The following is a 14,393-nucleotide window of genomic DNA, read 5'->3' on the forward strand; positions in this document are numbered from 1 at the left end:
TATCAGCAGTATTCGGTTATCGGCCGTTCGGCCACCCCGTTCACGGGGGAGCCCCCTTCCGGGGGCCCGGTTGTGGGACCCGAAAGGGGGCTCGCTCCTGGGGCGAACCGGGAGTCAGTTCGGCTGGAGGCGAATCAGAAAGCGTTACCCTTCGCCGCCTTCAGCACCGCCTTCCTCCATGCCGCCCTCAGCGCCGCCTTCCTCCATGCCGCCTTCTTCTTCGACGCCGGCACCATCGTCGGCGGGGGGCTCTTCGGCGCCGCCGCCGCCGTTGTCACAGGCGGTCACGCCCAGAAGCGCCACGGAGCTGACTCCGAGGATGCCAGCAATGGAGCGAAGCTTGTTGTCATCGGTAGTAGCCATGTGGTGGTTACCTCCGTACATCATCTGCATCTGTAGTGGGGATGCTGGGCGGGCTTTCCGCCTCTCACACCGGGTGACCGTAGTCACTGCTTCCGGGTGATCTGACTCCATCATGAGCACACCCTCGCCCCCGAGGGAAGCGAAAACGGCGGCTTCAGGGGAACTATGGGCAGACTCCTAGCCAACGCTCAGACCCAACCCGTCATGGCCCAGAGTCTTTAAGGATCTGTCCAGATATTCACATCAAAGATTGCAGCAGCGCCTCGACCTCATCGGGGGCGATGACCTCTTCCTCGGCCGGCTCTTCGGGCTCGGAGGTCTCATTCCAGTCGGTGAAGGTGACCTCGAACCGTTCGCCGTCGACCTCGAGGACCAGCTGCTGCAGCAGCGGCTCGCCCTCCTCGGCAGCCACTGCGATCTCTACGGCGGCGTCCTGCTCTTCGGTGGTGTACACCCACACATTCTCGCCCTCGCGGGTGTCCACCGAGCCCTGCAGGTCGGCCTCGGCCAGTGCGTCCAGCTCAGCGCTCTGCAGGAAGCCGGAGCGCAGGTTCTCGATGAATTCGGAGGGAGTCTCCACGTGCCCGCGCCCAGTGGGGCCGAAGTTCGCCCAGGAGCCTTCAGCCTCGAACGCCTCCCGGATCTCTGCGGCACTGGGCGCCTCGACCTCCTCCGGGGCCTGGTGCTCGTACTCGGCCACTACGGAGTCCACACTCTGGTAGACGTCGTCGTCGAAGATGAGGAAGTCCAGCACCTCGCCTACGCGGTAGACGGAGCCCTCGCCCTCGCTGTTGCCGGAGATGGTCAGCCGCACCGGCTCTGACGCCTGCTCCCCAGGATCGCCTGTCTCTTCCTGCGTTTCCTGGTCCTCCGGGTCGGCCGCGCCGGCCTCGTCCTCCAGGGGGCCGTCCAGCTCGGCGTCCGCCCAGCCCAGCAGTGCGGGACTGACCTCTCCGGTGATGTGCACGGAGTCCTGGCTGGCGGATTCCTCCCAGATCTCCTCCTCGATCTCGGCGAAGTCAGGCACATCGGATGCGGAGCCATCAGGCTGCGCGCCCTCCTGGTCCTCGCTGTCCTCCCCGGCGATCTCGCCCGGCCGGTTCCCCTGGTCCTGGGCGCCGGAGGGGTCCAGATCCTCCTGCCCGGGATCGTCTGTGGTCTGGTCCGCCGGCGGCTGGCACGCCGAAAGCGTCAGCAGGCCCACGGACAGAATCGCTGTGCTCCGCCAGATCGTGGTCATCGGGCTGTCCTCCATCGTCGTTGATTACGGGCCGCTATCCTCGTCCTGCTCGTCGTTCTGATTCTGCGCGTTCTCGTTGCGTCCGGAATTCTGGTTCTGTCCGTCCTCGTCGTCGTCCTCGCCGCCGAGTCCGTCGGTGGGCCAGCCCTGCTCCTCGGCGATGGCCTCGAAGATCTCGTCGAGAGTGATGACGTTCTCCGGGACTTGCGGAGGCTCGGAGGCGTTCCAGTCTGTGAACTCGTAGGTGGAGTCCTCATCGCGTATGGAGAGCAGATAGGGCTCCCCCTCAGCGGCGACGACGAACTCGCTGTCTCCGCCGTCGGCGGAGTAGACCCAGACCGGCTGGCCCTCCACAGTCTCGGATGAGGCCTGCATGGCGGCGATGTCCTCGCCGTCGAGCTCCTGGCGCCAGGTGGTGATGAACTCCTCGGCGGAGAACACCTGGGGGTCCTCGGCGTCGTCGAACTGGACCCAGGCGTTGGCGACCACCTCTTCGATGAAGGCCTCGTCGACCGCCTCGGCCACCTCATCATCGAGTTCGCTGACCAGCAGGGCGGCGAAATCCTCCCCGCGGAAGTACTCCTCGCCGTCGACGGCGCGCTGGGTGAAGCTGGAGCCTCCGGCTGCGAAGCTCATCTCTGAGGCGCGGCCGTCCAGCGCGCCGGAGATCTGCAGCTCGCCGCGCGTATCCTCATCGAGGCCGTCGAAGAGCTCATCCAGGTCAGCCTCTCCGGCCTGGACGTCACCGGTGATGGTCACCGAGTCTGCGCTGAGCATGGCATCGAAGATGTCCTGCCGGAGCTCGCCGAACTCGGGCGGGTTTCCCGCATTCGCCTCCGCGCGCTCCCCGGTGGTCCCGGCCGGCTCGAAAGGGTTGTATCCGCAGCCGGTGAGGGCGCAGAGGACGGCGGCGGCAGACAGTGTGGTGACGGCTGGTGATCGCCTCACGGGTAGGCCTCCTTCAGGTTGTGGCGAGACTAGCGCCGGTGGCTGGACACTTCCTTGGTCCGCGCCGCGCAGAGCATCGGAGTCCAGGCACCGTGTGCGCGGCCCGGGAAGTGGGCTGACGGTGGTCTCCAAGCGTAGAGCCACCTGGCGACTCCGGCGGCGCTGGGCGCGCCGGGAACCCCGGAGCTGCTCAGAGCAGCCGCGGGTCATCCTCGCGGGTCAGCCGCAGCCACCGGTAGCCGTAGCCGTCGAGCTTCATATGCCCGGTGCGTTCGGAGCCCAAGGCGCAGGCCTGCTCCGACATCAGATCCACCAATCCGGTTCCGGGTTCCTCGTCCTCGAGGGTGAAGCTCACCGAGGTCGGTTCCGGTGCGAGGTTGTGCAGCAGCACCATCGAGCGGTCCTCCCAGGTGATGCGGTGGACCAGGACGGCCGGGTCTGCGGTGGAGAGGATCTCCACCCGGCCCCAGCCCAGCTCCGGGGATTCGCGGTAGCGCTTCGCCAGCCGGGTGATGTGGTGCAGCAGCGAATCCGGGTCGCGCCGGGCGTCGGCCGCATTGACGTGCTCGGGACCGAATAGCCCCTCGGTGATAGCCCGGGTGAGCTGGGAGGGCTTGGCCGCGGAGAAGCCGCCGTTCTTCTCCCTGCTCCACTGCATAGGTGCGCGCATCGCCTCGCGTCCCTCCAGGTCCAGGTTCTCCCCCATGCCGACCTCCTCTCCGTAGAACAGCACCGGGGTGCCTGGCAGCGCGAACAGCAGGGAGTAGGCCATCTTCAGCCGCCGCGGGTCGCCGTCGAACATGCCCGGCAGCCGGCGGCGCAGCCCACGCCCGAAGATTCGCATCTCCTCCTGCGGGACGAAGGCCTCCAGCACCTCCTCTCGCTCATCGTCGGGCAGCAGGTCCAGGGTCAGTTCGTCATGGTTGCGCAGGAAGTTGGCGTACTGGGGCTGCACCGCCAGATCAGCGGGCCGGGATCTCAGCGCTTCAGCCAAGGGGGCCGCCTGCTGGCGGGCCATCGCCACAAAGAGCTTCTGGTTGGTGTAGGAGTCGAACTGCATGGTCAGCTGGTCGCCGTGGGAGCCTCCGAAGAACTTGGCCTGCTCCTGGTGGGGCAGGTTGACCTCGCCCAGCAGGATCGCTGAGCCCTGGCCGGCGGCCCGGCGCTGCAGGAAGGCCCGCAGCGAGCGCAGGTAGTGATGCGGCTCATCGAATTCGTGCTCGTCGAATCCCTGTAGGGTGGTCTGGTTGATGGCGAACGGGACGGCGTCGACGCGGAATCCATCGACTCCCAGCTGCAGCCAGAATCCCATCATTTTGGCGATCTCGTCGCGCACCCGGGGGTTGGCGGTGTTCAGATCAGGCTGAGTGCGCAGGAAGTGATGGAGGTACCACTGGCCGGTCTTCTCATCCTTGGTCCAGATCCCGTCCTCCTGATCGGGGAACATGGTCTGGTCCGAGGTGTCCGGAGGAGGATCCGCCCGCCAGACGTAGAAGTCCCGGTAGGGGCTGGAGGTGGAGCGGCGGGCGCTGCGGAACCACGGGTGCTGATCCGATGTGTGGTTGATGACCAGATCGATGATGACCCGCAGGCCGCGGTCGTGGGCCAGGCGTATCAGCTCTACGAAGTCCCCGTGGTCGCCGTAGCGGGGGTCGACTCCGTACATATCCGCGATGTCGTAGCCGTTGTCTCTGCGCGGGGAGGGGTAGAAGGGCATCAGCCACAGGCAGTTCACCCCGATCTCAGCCAGGTAGTCGATGCGTTGGGCTATGCCGTGCAGGTCCCCGATCCCGTCGGAGTCCGAGTCCAGGAAACTCTCCGGGTCGATGCAGTAGCCGATCGCGTTCTTGTACCACAGGTCAGCGGTCTCGGTGATCCTCATGCGCGCTGGTCACGTCCTCTCGTCTGGTTCGGCCGAATCGGTCATCGCAGAGCTGGGAGGATCTGCTCACCTGCCACGTCCAGCCATCGGCGCTGCTGCTGCCCGACGTGGTGGAGGTAGAGGGCGTCACACTGCTCAGCCTCCTGGGCAATCCACTCGGCGTGCTGCTGCGCGGATTCTGAGGTCCACACCGAATCCAGCACCGCCTGGAGCGGGATATGCGCTGCGGCGGCGTCGAAGTGCTGCGGTGTGGGCAGGTCCTGATCCACCGGGGCCCGAAGGTGTGGGTGCGCCATTGGTGGTCGGCGATCTCCTCCGCCTGCTGGCGGGTCTCCGCCCAGCTCAGGTGCACCTGCAGCATCACCGGGCCCGCTCCCCCGGCCTCACGGTAGGCGCTCAGGGTCTCCCGGTGGGCAGCCTCGGGCTGATTCACGGTGATCATGCCGTCGGCCCAGGCGGCGGCCCGGCGGGCTGATTCCGGGCTGATGCAGGCGGCGTAGAGCGGCACCGGGGTCTGCGAGCGGTCATAGATGTAGGCGTCCTGCATCTGAGTGTGGCCGCTGTGGTGGTGGATCCACTCCCCGGTGTGCAGCCGGCGAATCAGTTCGGCGCTCTCCTCCAGCCGCTGGCGGCGCACCTCCTCGGGCGGCCAGGGGTCCGCGGTGATGTGCTCGTTCATGTTCTGTCCGGCCCCCAGGGCCATCCAGTAGCGGCCTTCGAACATTTCGCCCAGGGTGGCGGCGGCTTGGGCGACGACGGCGGGGTGGTAGCGCTGCCCCGGAGCGCAGACCGAGCCGATGGTGAACCGGGTCGAGGCCAAGGCAGCTCCCAGCCAAGAGAAGGCGAATCCGGAGTGGCCCTGGCGCTGGGACCAGGGCATGAAGTGGTCGGAGCACATGGCAGCCTCGAACCCGGCCGCTTCGGCGTGCTGGACCGCAGTCAGCAGCTCAGAGGGGGCGATCTGTTCGTGCGAGGCGTGGAAGCCGAGGACCGCCATGCCATCACTCACCCATCGTCTGCTGCGAAAGCTCTGTACGGCTGACTATGGGTGCGCGCCCGGCAGAAGGTGGGTGGACCCTGGATTCCAGCTGATCGCGCAGCGCCTCATCCGGGCGCTGACCTGGGGGTTTACTGCTGGTCGAGGGCTTGCAGGTGCTCGGTCTTGATCTGCAGGTACACCGCCGCGTTGCTGTGGAGGTGGTCAATCTCCTCCTGGGTCAGCTCGCGGCGGACCTTGGCCGGCACCCCCGCCACCAGCGAGCGCGGCGGAATCTGGGTGCCGCCGAGGATGACGGCTCCGGCGGCGATGAGGCACTCCTGGCCCACCTCCGCCCCGGAGAGCACTGTGGCGTTCATCCCCACCAGAGTGTGGTCTCCCAGAGTGCATCCGTGCACCACGGCCCCGTGGCCCACGGAGACGCCCGCTCCGATGCGGCAGGGTGAGTCGTCGTCGACGTGGACGGTGACATTGTCCTGCAGGTTGGTTCCGGCGCCTACAGTGATCGGGGCGCGGTCGCCGCGGACGGAGACCCCGTAGAAGGCGCTGGAGTCCTCAGCCATCGTGACGTCTCCGGTGATGGCGGCGGTGGGCGCCAGGAAGACCCGCTCGCCGAAGCGAGGGGTCTTCCCGGCGATGCTCAGCACATGTGCCATGAGCGAGAGCTTACTCTCAGCCGGCCAGGCCGTCGATGATCGCGTTGAGGGTCTTCGAGGGCCGCATGACGGCGAAGGCCTTCTGCTCATCGGGCCGGTAGTAGCCGCCGATGTCGGCCGGGGAGCCCTGCACCGCCAGCAGCTCCTCCACGATGGTCTCCTCCTGGCTGGCCAGCTGCTCGGCCACCGGCCCGAAGGTCTGGGCCAGTTCGGCATCTTCGCTCTGCTGCGCCAGCTCCTGGGCCCAGTAGAGCGCCAGGTAGAAGTGGGATCCACGGTTGTCGATGGTGCCCAGCTTCCGGCCCGGAGAGCGGTTCTCCATCAGGAAGGTGGCAGTGGCCCGGTCCAGTGCGGAGGCCAGCACCTTGGCCTTCGGGGCGGAGGCCTGCTCGGCGTACTTCTGCAGGGAGGGCACCAGCGCGAAGAACTCTCCGAGGGAGTCCCAGCGCAGGTAATTCTCCTCCACCAGCTGCTGCACGTGCTTCGGAGCCGACCCGCCGGCGCCGGTCTCGAACAGCCCGCCGCCGGCCATCAGCGGCACGATCGAGAGCATCTTCGCCGAGGTGCCCAGCTCCAGGATGGGGAACAGGTCCGTCAGGTAGTCGCGGAGCACGTTGCCGGTGACGCTGACGGTGTCCTCCCCGCGGCGGGCGCGGGCCACCGAGTATTTGGTGGCCTCCACCGGGTTGAGGATCTCGATGGTCAGTCCGGAGGTGTCGTGATCGGCCAGGTAGGTCTTGACCTTGGAGATCAGGTTGGCGTCGTGCGCGCGGTTCTCATCCAGCCAGAACACCGCCGGCGCGCCGGTCTCGCGGGCGCGGGCGACCGCCAGCTTCACCCAGTCGGCGATGGGGGCGTCCTTGGTCTGGCAGGCCCGCCAGATGTCCCCGGCCTCCACCTCGTGCTCGATGAGCACATCGCCGGCGCTGTTGACCACCTGCACGGTTCCGGCCTGGCTGATCTCGAAGGTTTTGTCGTGGGAGCCGTACTCCTCGGCCTTCTGCGCCATCAGGCCCACATTGGGAACCGTGCCCATGGTGGTGGGGTCGAAGGCGCCGTGGGCCTTGCAGTCATCGATGACGGCCTGGTACACCCCGGCGTAGGAGGAGTCGGGGATCACCGCGAGGGTGTCGTCCTTCTCGCCGCTGGGGCCCCATCCCTTGCCGCCGTTGCGGATGACGGCCGGCATAGAGGCGTCGATGATCACGTCGGAGGGGACGTGCAGGTTGGTGATCCCCTTGGAGTCATCGACCATGTACATCCGCGGGCCGGCCTCCAGCGCCTTCTGATACTCAGCCTGGATGGCCTCTCCCGTCTCGCCCAGCTTCTGGGCTCCGGAGAGGATGGAGGCCAGTCCGTCATTGGCGGAGAGACCGGCCTCGGCCAGCTGGTCGCCGAACTTCTCGAACAGAGTGGGGAAGAATGCCTGGACGATGTGGCCGAAGATGATCGGGTCGGAGACCTTCATCATGGTGGCCTTCAGGTGGGCGGAGAACAGCACGTCCATCTCCTGGGCGCGCTGCACCTGGGCGCGGAGGAACTCGTCGAGCGCCTTGGCGGACATGAAGGTGCCGTCGACCACCTCGCCGGCCTGGACCTTCAGGTCCTCCTTCAGCGCGGTGACGGTGCCGTCGGCGGCGACATGCTGGATGGTCAGGGTGTCCTCGGACTCCATGATGACCGACTGCTCATTGGAGGCGAAGTCGTTCTCCCCCATGGTGGCGACCTCTGTCTTGGAGTCGCTGCTCCACTCGCCCATGCGGTGCGGGTTGGAGCGGACGTACTGCTTGATGGAGGCGGGCGCCCGACGGTCGGAGTTTCCTTCGCGCAGGACCGGGTTGACGGCTGATCCCTTGACCCGGTCGTAGCGGGCCCGGATGTCCTTCTCCTCCTCGGTCTCCGGGGACTCCGGGTAGTCGGGCAGCTTGTAGCCGGCCTCCTGCAGCTCGGCGATGGCGGCCTTCAGCTGCGGGACCGAGGCTGAGATATTGGGCAGCTTGATGATATTGGCCTCGGGAGTCTTGGCCAGCTCACCCAACTCAGCCAGAGCATCCGCCTCGGCCTTGTCCTCACCGACGTAGTCCGGGAACTGGGCGATGATCCGCCCGGCCAGGGAGATGTCCCGGGTCTCCACCTCAACCCCGGCAGTGGAGGCGAAGGCCTCGATGATGGGCTTCAGCGAGAAGGTTGCCAGCATCGGGGCTTCGTCGGTGTTGGTGTAGATGATCTTTGCCATGGGGCGGCAGCTCCCTTGAGGTCTGTTGTGCGGTCAGTTGATGTGCGGGTCTCAATCTATCAATTCCGGCACCGGCCGGGCGCCGTCGCCGACGTCGGCTCCGTGGGCTCAGATGCCCAGAATCGCCATGGCGATCATGAAGTAGACGATCAGGCCGGTGGCGTCGACGAAGGTGGCGATGAACGGGTTGGCGAACACCGCGGGGTCGGCCCCCAGGGCTTTGCCCAGCAGGGGCATCAGACCGCCGGCGCTGGCTGCCAGGGTGCAGATGGCCACCAGGGTCAGGCCGATCACGGTGCCGATGTCCCATCCGTAGACCACTCCGGCCAGCACGAATCCCATGGTCCCCAGAGTGGAGCCCAGGGTGAGCCCCACCCGCACTTCGCGCCAGAGCACTTTGAACACGTCGCGGGTGCTGACATCGCCCAGCGCCAGGGCGCGGGTGATGGTGGTGGCCGCCTGGTTGCCGGTGTTTCCGCCGGTGCCGATGAGCAGCGGGACGAACAGCGCGAGTATGGTCACCGCCTCCAGCTGCTCTTCGAAGGCGCCGAGCACTGAGACGGTCAGCGCCGCGCCGACCCCCAGCACCAGCAGCCACACGATGCGGGAGCGCATAATGCGCAGCACCGGTGTGGACAGGTAGGGCCGGTGCAGCGGCTCGGCACCGCCGTGGCGGGCGGCGTCCTCGGACTCCTCACGCTCAATGATGCTCAGGGCGTCGTCGACGGTGAAGATCCCCACCACGCGGTGCTCGGAGTCGGTCACCGGCATGGCCAGGTGCTTGCGGTCGGCGCAGCGGCGGGCGGCGTCCTCGGCGTCATGGTCGGCGTCGACGGAGTCGGCGTCGTTCATGATCGTCTCCACCACAGTGTCCTCCTCCGCGATGAGGAGGTCCCGCAGGGACACCACGCCCTTGAGCAGGCGCTGCCGGTCCACCACCGGCAGGGTGTAGACGGTCTCGGCCTCGGCCCCAGCCCGCCGGACCTTCTGCAGGGCCTGGGCGACGGTCCAGTGCTCGGGGATCGCCACGAACTCCGGGCTCATCGCGCGCCCGATGGTCCCGGAGGGGTAGCCGAGGATGATGCTTGTCAGGGAGCGTTCGCGCGGGCCCAGGTGGCGCAGCATCTTCCGCGCCACTGAGGCGGGCATCTCGTCCATGAGCCGGACCCGGTCGTCGGGGTCCAGGGAGGCGAAGAAGTGCGCGACGTCGCCGTCCTGCAGCCCTTCGATGATCTCGTGCTGCAGGGCCTGGTCGAGCATGTCGAAGACCTCGACGGCGGTGTCCTTGGGCAGCAGCCGGAATGTGACGGCGCGGTCTTTGACCCCCAGGCGCTCCAGGAAGTCGACGACATCTCCGGGGTTGAGCTCGTCCAGGGCCAGCCGCAGGTCGCGCAGCTTCGCGTCCCGGATCAGGTCAGCGAGTTCGTCGAGCTGCTCGGTCATGGGTACCTCACCCCTTGGAAGGTTCTCGGCTCTGCTGGACGCGGCGTGCCCCGTACGGCGGTGCCGCGCCCGGACCGGCGGAGCACCTCGGGGCTAGGTACTGGATCGACGCATAGGCTTCAGGGTACCGAAGTCTCAGTGGTAGAAGTGCCGGGCTCCGGTGAGGTACATGGTCAGCCCGGCCTCGGCGGCTGCGGCGATGACCTCGCTGTCCCGCTGCGACCCGCCGGGTTGGACCACGGCAGTGATGCCTGCGGTGATCAGGCTCTGCAGCCCGTCGGCGAAGGGGAAGAACGCGTCAGAGGCGGCCACCGATCCGCGGGCGCGCTCCACGCCGTCGCCGCCTAAGGTGTTGGCCCGCTGCACGGCCAGTCGGCAGGAGTCCAACCGGTTGACCTGCCCCATGCCGATGCCGGTGGTCGCCCCGTCCTTGGCCAGCAGGATCGCGTTGGACTTCACTGAGCGCACCGCGCGCCAGGCGAACTGCAGGTCCGCCAGTGTCGCGTCGTCGGCCGGCTCGCCGGAGACCAGCTTCCAGTTCTCCGGGTTGTCGCCCTCGGCCTGCAGCGAGTCGGAGGCCTGCAGCAGCATTCCGCCGGAGATCTGCTTGTACTCCACCGCGTCCCGGCGGTGCTCCGGGTGCAGCTGCAGCAGCCGGACGTTCTTCTTGCGGGTGAGGATCTCCAGCGCCTCGGCGGCGAAGCTGGGCGCGACGACGACCTCGGTGAAGATCTCGGAGACGGTCTGGGCCATCTCTGCGCTGATCTCCCGGTTGGCGGCGATGACTCCGCCGAAGGCTGAGAGCGGGTCGCAGGCGTGGGCGGCCCGGTGTGCCTCGGCCACGGTGGCGCCGACGGCAACCCCGCATGGGTTGGCGTGCTTGATGATCGCCACCGCCGGTTCGCTGAAGTCGTATGCGGTGCGCACTGCCGCATCGGCGTCGACGTAGTTGTTGTAGCTCATCTCCTTGCCGTGCAGCACGGTGGCCTGCGCCAGTCCGGGGGCGCCGTCGTGCTCGGCGTAGAGCGCGGCCGGCTGGTGGGAGTTCTCTCCGTAGCGCAGGCCGGCCACCCGCTCCAGGGCCAGGCCTGCGTAGGGCGGGAAGGGGCGGCGGCGCGAGCCGGAGAGCGTGACCGGGGCAGGAATGGAGGTGGAGTCGAAGTCGGCGTCGAACTCTGTGGAGGTCCAGCGGGCCACTGCGGTGTCGTATGCCGCGGTGTAGGCGAAGGCCAGCGCGGCCAGGCGTTTGCGCTCGGCGAGGCTGAAGCCGCCCTTTTCAGCGGCGGCGACGGTCTCCGAGTAGCGCAGCGGATCCACCACGACGGCGACTGAGGCGTGGTTCTTGGCCGCGGCGCGGACCATGGAGGGCCCGCCGATGTCGATCTTCTCCACGATCTCGGACTCGGAGGCGCCGGAGGCCACCGTCTCGGCGAACGGGTAGAGATTGACCACCACCAGGTCGATGCCGGCGATGCCGTGCTCCTCCAGGGTGCGCTGGTGCTCCGGGTTGCTGCGGTCGGCCAGGATGCCGGCGTGAATGCGCGGGTGCAGGGTCTTGACCCGGCCGTCGAGCATCTCTGGGAACTCGGTGACCTCCTCGACGGCGGTGACCGGGACCCCCGCCTCGGAGATGCGGGCTGCGGTGGATCCGGTGGAGACGATCTCGACCCCTGCGGCGTGCAGCCCCTGGGCCAGGTCGGTGATCCCAGTCTTGTCGAACACTGAGATGAGAGCTCGTCGGATGGGCCGGATGTCGTCTGAGCTGCTCATGCGTGCTCCTTAGATTCGTGCCGTGCAGAGACCGCGAACCAGTCTAGCGCCGTGGCAGCCGGCCGTGCTCAGGCGTCGAACTTGTAGCCGAGCCCGCGCACGGTGACCAGCAGGCGCGGCTTGCCGGGGTCGTCCTCAATCTTGGAACGCAGCCTCTTGACGTGGACGTCCAGAGTCTTGGTGTCCCCCACGTAGTCGGTGCCCCAGACCCGGTCGATGATCTGCCCGCGGGTCAGCACCCGTCCGGCATTGCGGATGAGCATCTCCAGCAGCTCAAACTCCTTCAGCGGGAGATTGACCATCCGCCCGGCCAACTCCACGATGTGGCGCTCGATGTCCATCCGCACCGGTCCGGCCACGATGGTCGAGGAGTCGTCGAACTCCGGCTCCACATGCCGGCGCAGCACCGCCCGCACCCGGGCCAGCAGCTCGCGGGAGGAGTAGGGCTTGGTGACATAGTCGTCGGCGCCCAGCTCCAGGCCCACCACTTTGTCGATCTCGGAGTCCTTGGCGGTGAGCATGATCACCGGAACCTTGGAGCGCAGCCTGATCTGGCGGCACACTTCGGTGCCTGGCTGACCGGGGAGCATGAGGTCCAGAAGCACCAGGTCTGCACCTTCTTTGTCGAAGATCTCTACGGCGTCGAGACCGTCTTCAGCGACGACGACGTCGTACCCCTCCTTCTGCAGGGTGTAGGAGAGCGCCTCGGAGAACGAGGCCTCATCTTCGACGATCAGAATCCTGGTCACGCGTTTCCTCCCTCGTGTTCCCCACCAGCGCGCGGCGCGGTGCGATTAGCTTCTGTGAAGTCTTCAGTGGCTGCCAGCTGGGCGTCCAGCTCCTCCTGGCTGCCCAGGCCCCTGAGGTCGCTGAGTCCCTCCTCCAGCTCCGGCAGCCGGACGGTGAACGTGGAGCCTCTGCCCTGCTGGGACCACAGGGCTACTTCGCCGCCGTGGTTCCCGATGACGTGTTTGACGATGCTCAGGCCCAGTCCGGTTCCGCCGGTCTGCCGCGAGCGGGCGGCGTCGACCCGGTAGAAGCGTTCGAAGATGCGCTCCTGGTCCTCCGGGGCGATGCCGATGCCCTGGTCAGTGATGGTCACTTGGGCGATGCCGTCGCGGGAGGACAGTCCGATGCCCACCCGGGTGCCCTCCGGCGAGTAGCGCACCGCATTGTCGATGAGGTTGCGGAACGCCATGGTCAGCTGGTCGGCGTCGCCGTGGACCCGCCGCGGCAGGTGTCCGCCGACTCTCAGCTCGATGTTCTTAGCCTCGGCCGGAAGTCTGGAACGGTCCACCGCCTCAGCGATCACAGAGTTCAGGTCCACCGGGACGCCGGCATGGACGACGTTCTTGCCTTGGACGCGGGAGAGCTCGATGATGTCCTGCACCAGCACGGCCAGCCGGTTGGACTCCTTGTGCAGGCGCTGGGAGAACCGGCGAACAGCCTCTTCGTCACCGGCGGCGTCTTCGATGGTCTCGGCCAGCAGGCTGATGGCACCCACCGGGGTCTTCAGCTCGTGGGAGACGTTGGCGACGAAGTCATTGCGGACCGCTTCGGTGCGGGAGACTTCGGTGCGATCATCGGCCAGCACCAGAATGTATTCATCCCCCAGCGGCGCCACCCGCAGGCTGACCACTATGGAGGTCTCCCCCTGCAGACCGCGGGGCAGCTCGAGCTGCTCTTCGATGATGACGCCGTCGCCGCGCACCCGGGCCGTGAGCGCCAAGACTTCCTTATGCACCACAGTGTGGCCGCGGACCAGGCCGAAGGCGTAGGCGGCCGGGTTGGCGCGGACGACGCCGTCGACGGTGTCCACCACTATGTAGGCCAGCCCCAGGGAGGCCAGCACCTCGGTGGCGCCCTCGGGCATCGTGGGTTCGTCCACGTCGATGCCGGCGGCACGCTGGCGCTCACTGACTCTGAAGGCGTGCATGCCCACCACACCGATGGCCAGGCCGACGGCGCCGGTGAGTACCGCGATGAGCAGGGGGTCCACGATCCTCCAGCATAGGCGGGATGTTCACCAGCCTGTTGCTCTATGGTGGGGTGACCGTCAACAGTTCATACGCTGTTCACCTTCCCGTTGCTTCCGCGCCCCGGACCTGTTCATCCTTGCCAGGGAGGATTGCCGGTGGACCTGCGTGAGGAAAGGACAACATCACTATGCGCAAGCTTTTTCAGGAGGACCTCCACAACCTGGGCGGCCAGCTGACCGATATCGCGGTGCTGGTGGCCGAAGCGATGGAGAAGGCCTACCGCTCGTTCGAATCCGCTGATGTGCAGCTGGCTGAGGAGGTCATCGCTGCCGATGCGCGGATCGATTCGATGCAGCACGATCTGGACGAGAAGGCCATCGAGCTGCTGGCACTGCAGGGACCCGTGGCCTCCGATCTGCGGCTGGTGGTCGGCGCCCTGCGGATGTCCACCTCTTTGGAGCGGATGGGCGACCTGGCCCGGCACATCGCCCAGCTGACTCGTCTGCGTTACCCGGACACGGTGTCCCCGGAGCCGCTGGTGCCGGTCTACCGGGAGATGGCCCAGATGGACGTGTCCCTGGCGCAGAAGCTCGTTCAGCTGCTGGAGACCCGCGAGGTCTCCCTGCTGTCGGAGATCTACGCACTCAATGAGGCGATCAACGAGCTGCACGCCGGGATCTTCACCACCATTGCCAGCCCCACCTGGGAGGCCTCCGCCGCCAGCACCGCCGATGCCACACTGGCCAGCCGGTTCTTCGAGCGCTTCGGCGACCACGGAGTCTCCGTGGCGAAGAAAGTCCACTACCTGGAGACCGGCGAGTGGGAGGCCGAGCCGGCCGTATAGGCCTGTTGCCGGACTCAACCCGGCGAGGCCGCACC

General features: G+C 67.2%; 12 protein-coding genes. 1 reads left to right on the forward strand and 11 read right to left on the reverse strand.

Translation table 11 applies throughout. The features are described 5' to 3' along the window. Nucleotides 1-144: 144 nt before the first annotated feature. From Q1K09_RS00815 to Q1K09_RS00865, 11 genes are all read right to left on the reverse strand, one after another. Complete coding sequence (locus tag Q1K09_RS00815) at nt 145-363, reverse strand: hypothetical protein (protein WP_300342374.1); 219 nt, start codon at nt 361-363, stop codon at nt 145-147. Between the two features lie 238 nt (nt 364-601). Further along, nucleotides 602-1,603 (reverse strand): hypothetical protein, encoded by a 1,002-nt coding sequence (locus Q1K09_RS00820; RefSeq protein WP_300342375.1) that lies wholly within the window; start codon nt 1,601-1,603, stop codon nt 602-604. A gap of 24 nt (nt 1,604-1,627) precedes the next feature. Next, nucleotides 1,628-2,551, reverse strand: a complete 924-nt coding sequence (locus Q1K09_RS00825) for a hypothetical protein (RefSeq protein ID WP_300342377.1) — start codon at nt 2,549-2,551, stop codon at nt 1,628-1,630. 190 nt (nt 2,552-2,741) lie between these two features. Further along, on the reverse strand, nt 2,742-4,433 hold the full coding sequence (locus tag Q1K09_RS00830) for an alpha-amylase family protein (RefSeq protein ID WP_300342379.1): 1,692 nt from the start codon (nt 4,431-4,433) through the stop codon (nt 2,742-2,744). Next, entirely contained in the window at nt 4,411-5,442 is a 1,032-nt protein-coding gene (locus Q1K09_RS00835; protein WP_366908796.1) for a TIGR03557 family F420-dependent LLM class oxidoreductase, read from the reverse strand. Before Q1K09_RS00835 ends, Q1K09_RS00830 begins: the two co-directional genes overlap by 23 nt. 119 nt (nt 5,443-5,561) lie before the next feature. Beyond that, nucleotides 5,562-6,086 carry a gamma carbonic anhydrase family protein gene (locus tag Q1K09_RS00840; RefSeq protein ID WP_300342380.1) on the reverse strand — a complete coding sequence of 175 codons (525 nt, stop codon included), beginning with the start codon at nt 6,084-6,086 and terminating at the stop codon, nt 5,562-5,564. Nucleotides 6,087-6,102: 16 nt separating this feature from the next. Further along, complete coding sequence (locus Q1K09_RS00845) at nt 6,103-8,322, reverse strand: NADP-dependent isocitrate dehydrogenase (protein ID WP_300342382.1); 2,220 nt, start codon at nt 8,320-8,322, stop codon at nt 6,103-6,105. Nucleotides 8,323-8,430: 108 nt separating this feature from the next. Beyond that, nucleotides 8,431-9,765, reverse strand: coding sequence for a magnesium transporter (mgtE, locus tag Q1K09_RS00850; protein ID WP_300342384.1), 1,335 nt, complete (start codon nt 9,763-9,765; stop codon nt 8,431-8,433). Nucleotides 9,766-9,900: 135 nt separating this feature from the next. Continuing rightward, nucleotides 9,901-11,535, reverse strand: coding sequence for a bifunctional phosphoribosylaminoimidazolecarboxamide formyltransferase/IMP cyclohydrolase (gene purH, locus Q1K09_RS00855; protein ID WP_300342386.1), 1,635 nt, complete (start codon nt 11,533-11,535; stop codon nt 9,901-9,903). Nucleotides 11,536-11,603: 68 nt separating this feature from the next. After that, on the reverse strand, nt 11,604-12,284 hold the full coding sequence (locus Q1K09_RS00860; protein WP_300342388.1) for a response regulator transcription factor: 681 nt from the start codon (nt 12,282-12,284) through the stop codon (nt 11,604-11,606). Continuing rightward, a complete protein-coding gene (locus tag Q1K09_RS00865) occupies nt 12,281-13,534 on the reverse strand; it encodes an ATP-binding protein (RefSeq protein WP_300342390.1) in 1,254 nt (417 codons plus the stop codon). Before Q1K09_RS00865 ends, Q1K09_RS00860 begins: the two co-directional genes overlap by 4 nt. Before the next feature lie 167 nt (nt 13,535-13,701). Between Q1K09_RS00865 and phoU the strand changes: the two genes are divergently transcribed. Beyond that, the gene (gene phoU, locus Q1K09_RS00870; protein ID WP_300342392.1) at nt 13,702-14,358 is read left to right on the forward strand and encodes a phosphate signaling complex protein PhoU; all 657 of its coding nucleotides are present in this window, start codon (nt 13,702-13,704) and stop codon (nt 14,356-14,358) included. Nucleotides 14,359-14,393: the final 35 nt, after the last annotated feature.

It is taken from the genome of Nesterenkonia sp., assembly GCF_029265375.1.
Classification (GTDB): domain Bacteria; phylum Actinomycetota; class Actinomycetes; order Actinomycetales; family Micrococcaceae; genus Nesterenkonia.

Bases quoted from the DNA above. Each gene is read 5' to 3' on its own strand.
- Q1K09_RS00815 (WP_300342374.1), bottom strand. From the start codon at position 363: ATGGCTACTACCGATGACAACAAGCTTCGCTCCATTGCTGGCATCCTC.
- Q1K09_RS00820 (WP_300342375.1), bottom strand. From the start codon at position 1,603: ATGACCACGATCTGGCGGAGCACAGCGATTCTGTCCGTGGGCCTGCTG.
- Q1K09_RS00830 (WP_300342379.1), bottom strand. From the start codon at position 4,433: ATGAGGATCACCGAGACCGCTGACCTGTGGTACAAGAACGCGATCGGC.
- Q1K09_RS00840 (WP_300342380.1), bottom strand. From the start codon at position 6,086: ATGGCACATGTGCTGAGCATCGCCGGGAAGACCCCTCGCTTCGGCGAG.
- Q1K09_RS00845 (WP_300342382.1), bottom strand. From the start codon at position 8,322: ATGGCAAAGATCATCTACACCAACACCGACGAAGCCCCGATGCTGGCA.
- mgtE (WP_300342384.1), bottom strand. From the start codon at position 9,765: ATGACCGAGCAGCTCGACGAACTCGCTGACCTGATCCGGGACGCGAAG.
- purH (WP_300342386.1), bottom strand. From the start codon at position 11,535: ATGAGCAGCTCAGACGACATCCGGCCCATCCGACGAGCTCTCATCTCA.
- phoU (WP_300342392.1), top strand. From the start codon at position 13,702: ATGCGCAAGCTTTTTCAGGAGGACCTCCACAACCTGGGCGGCCAGCTG.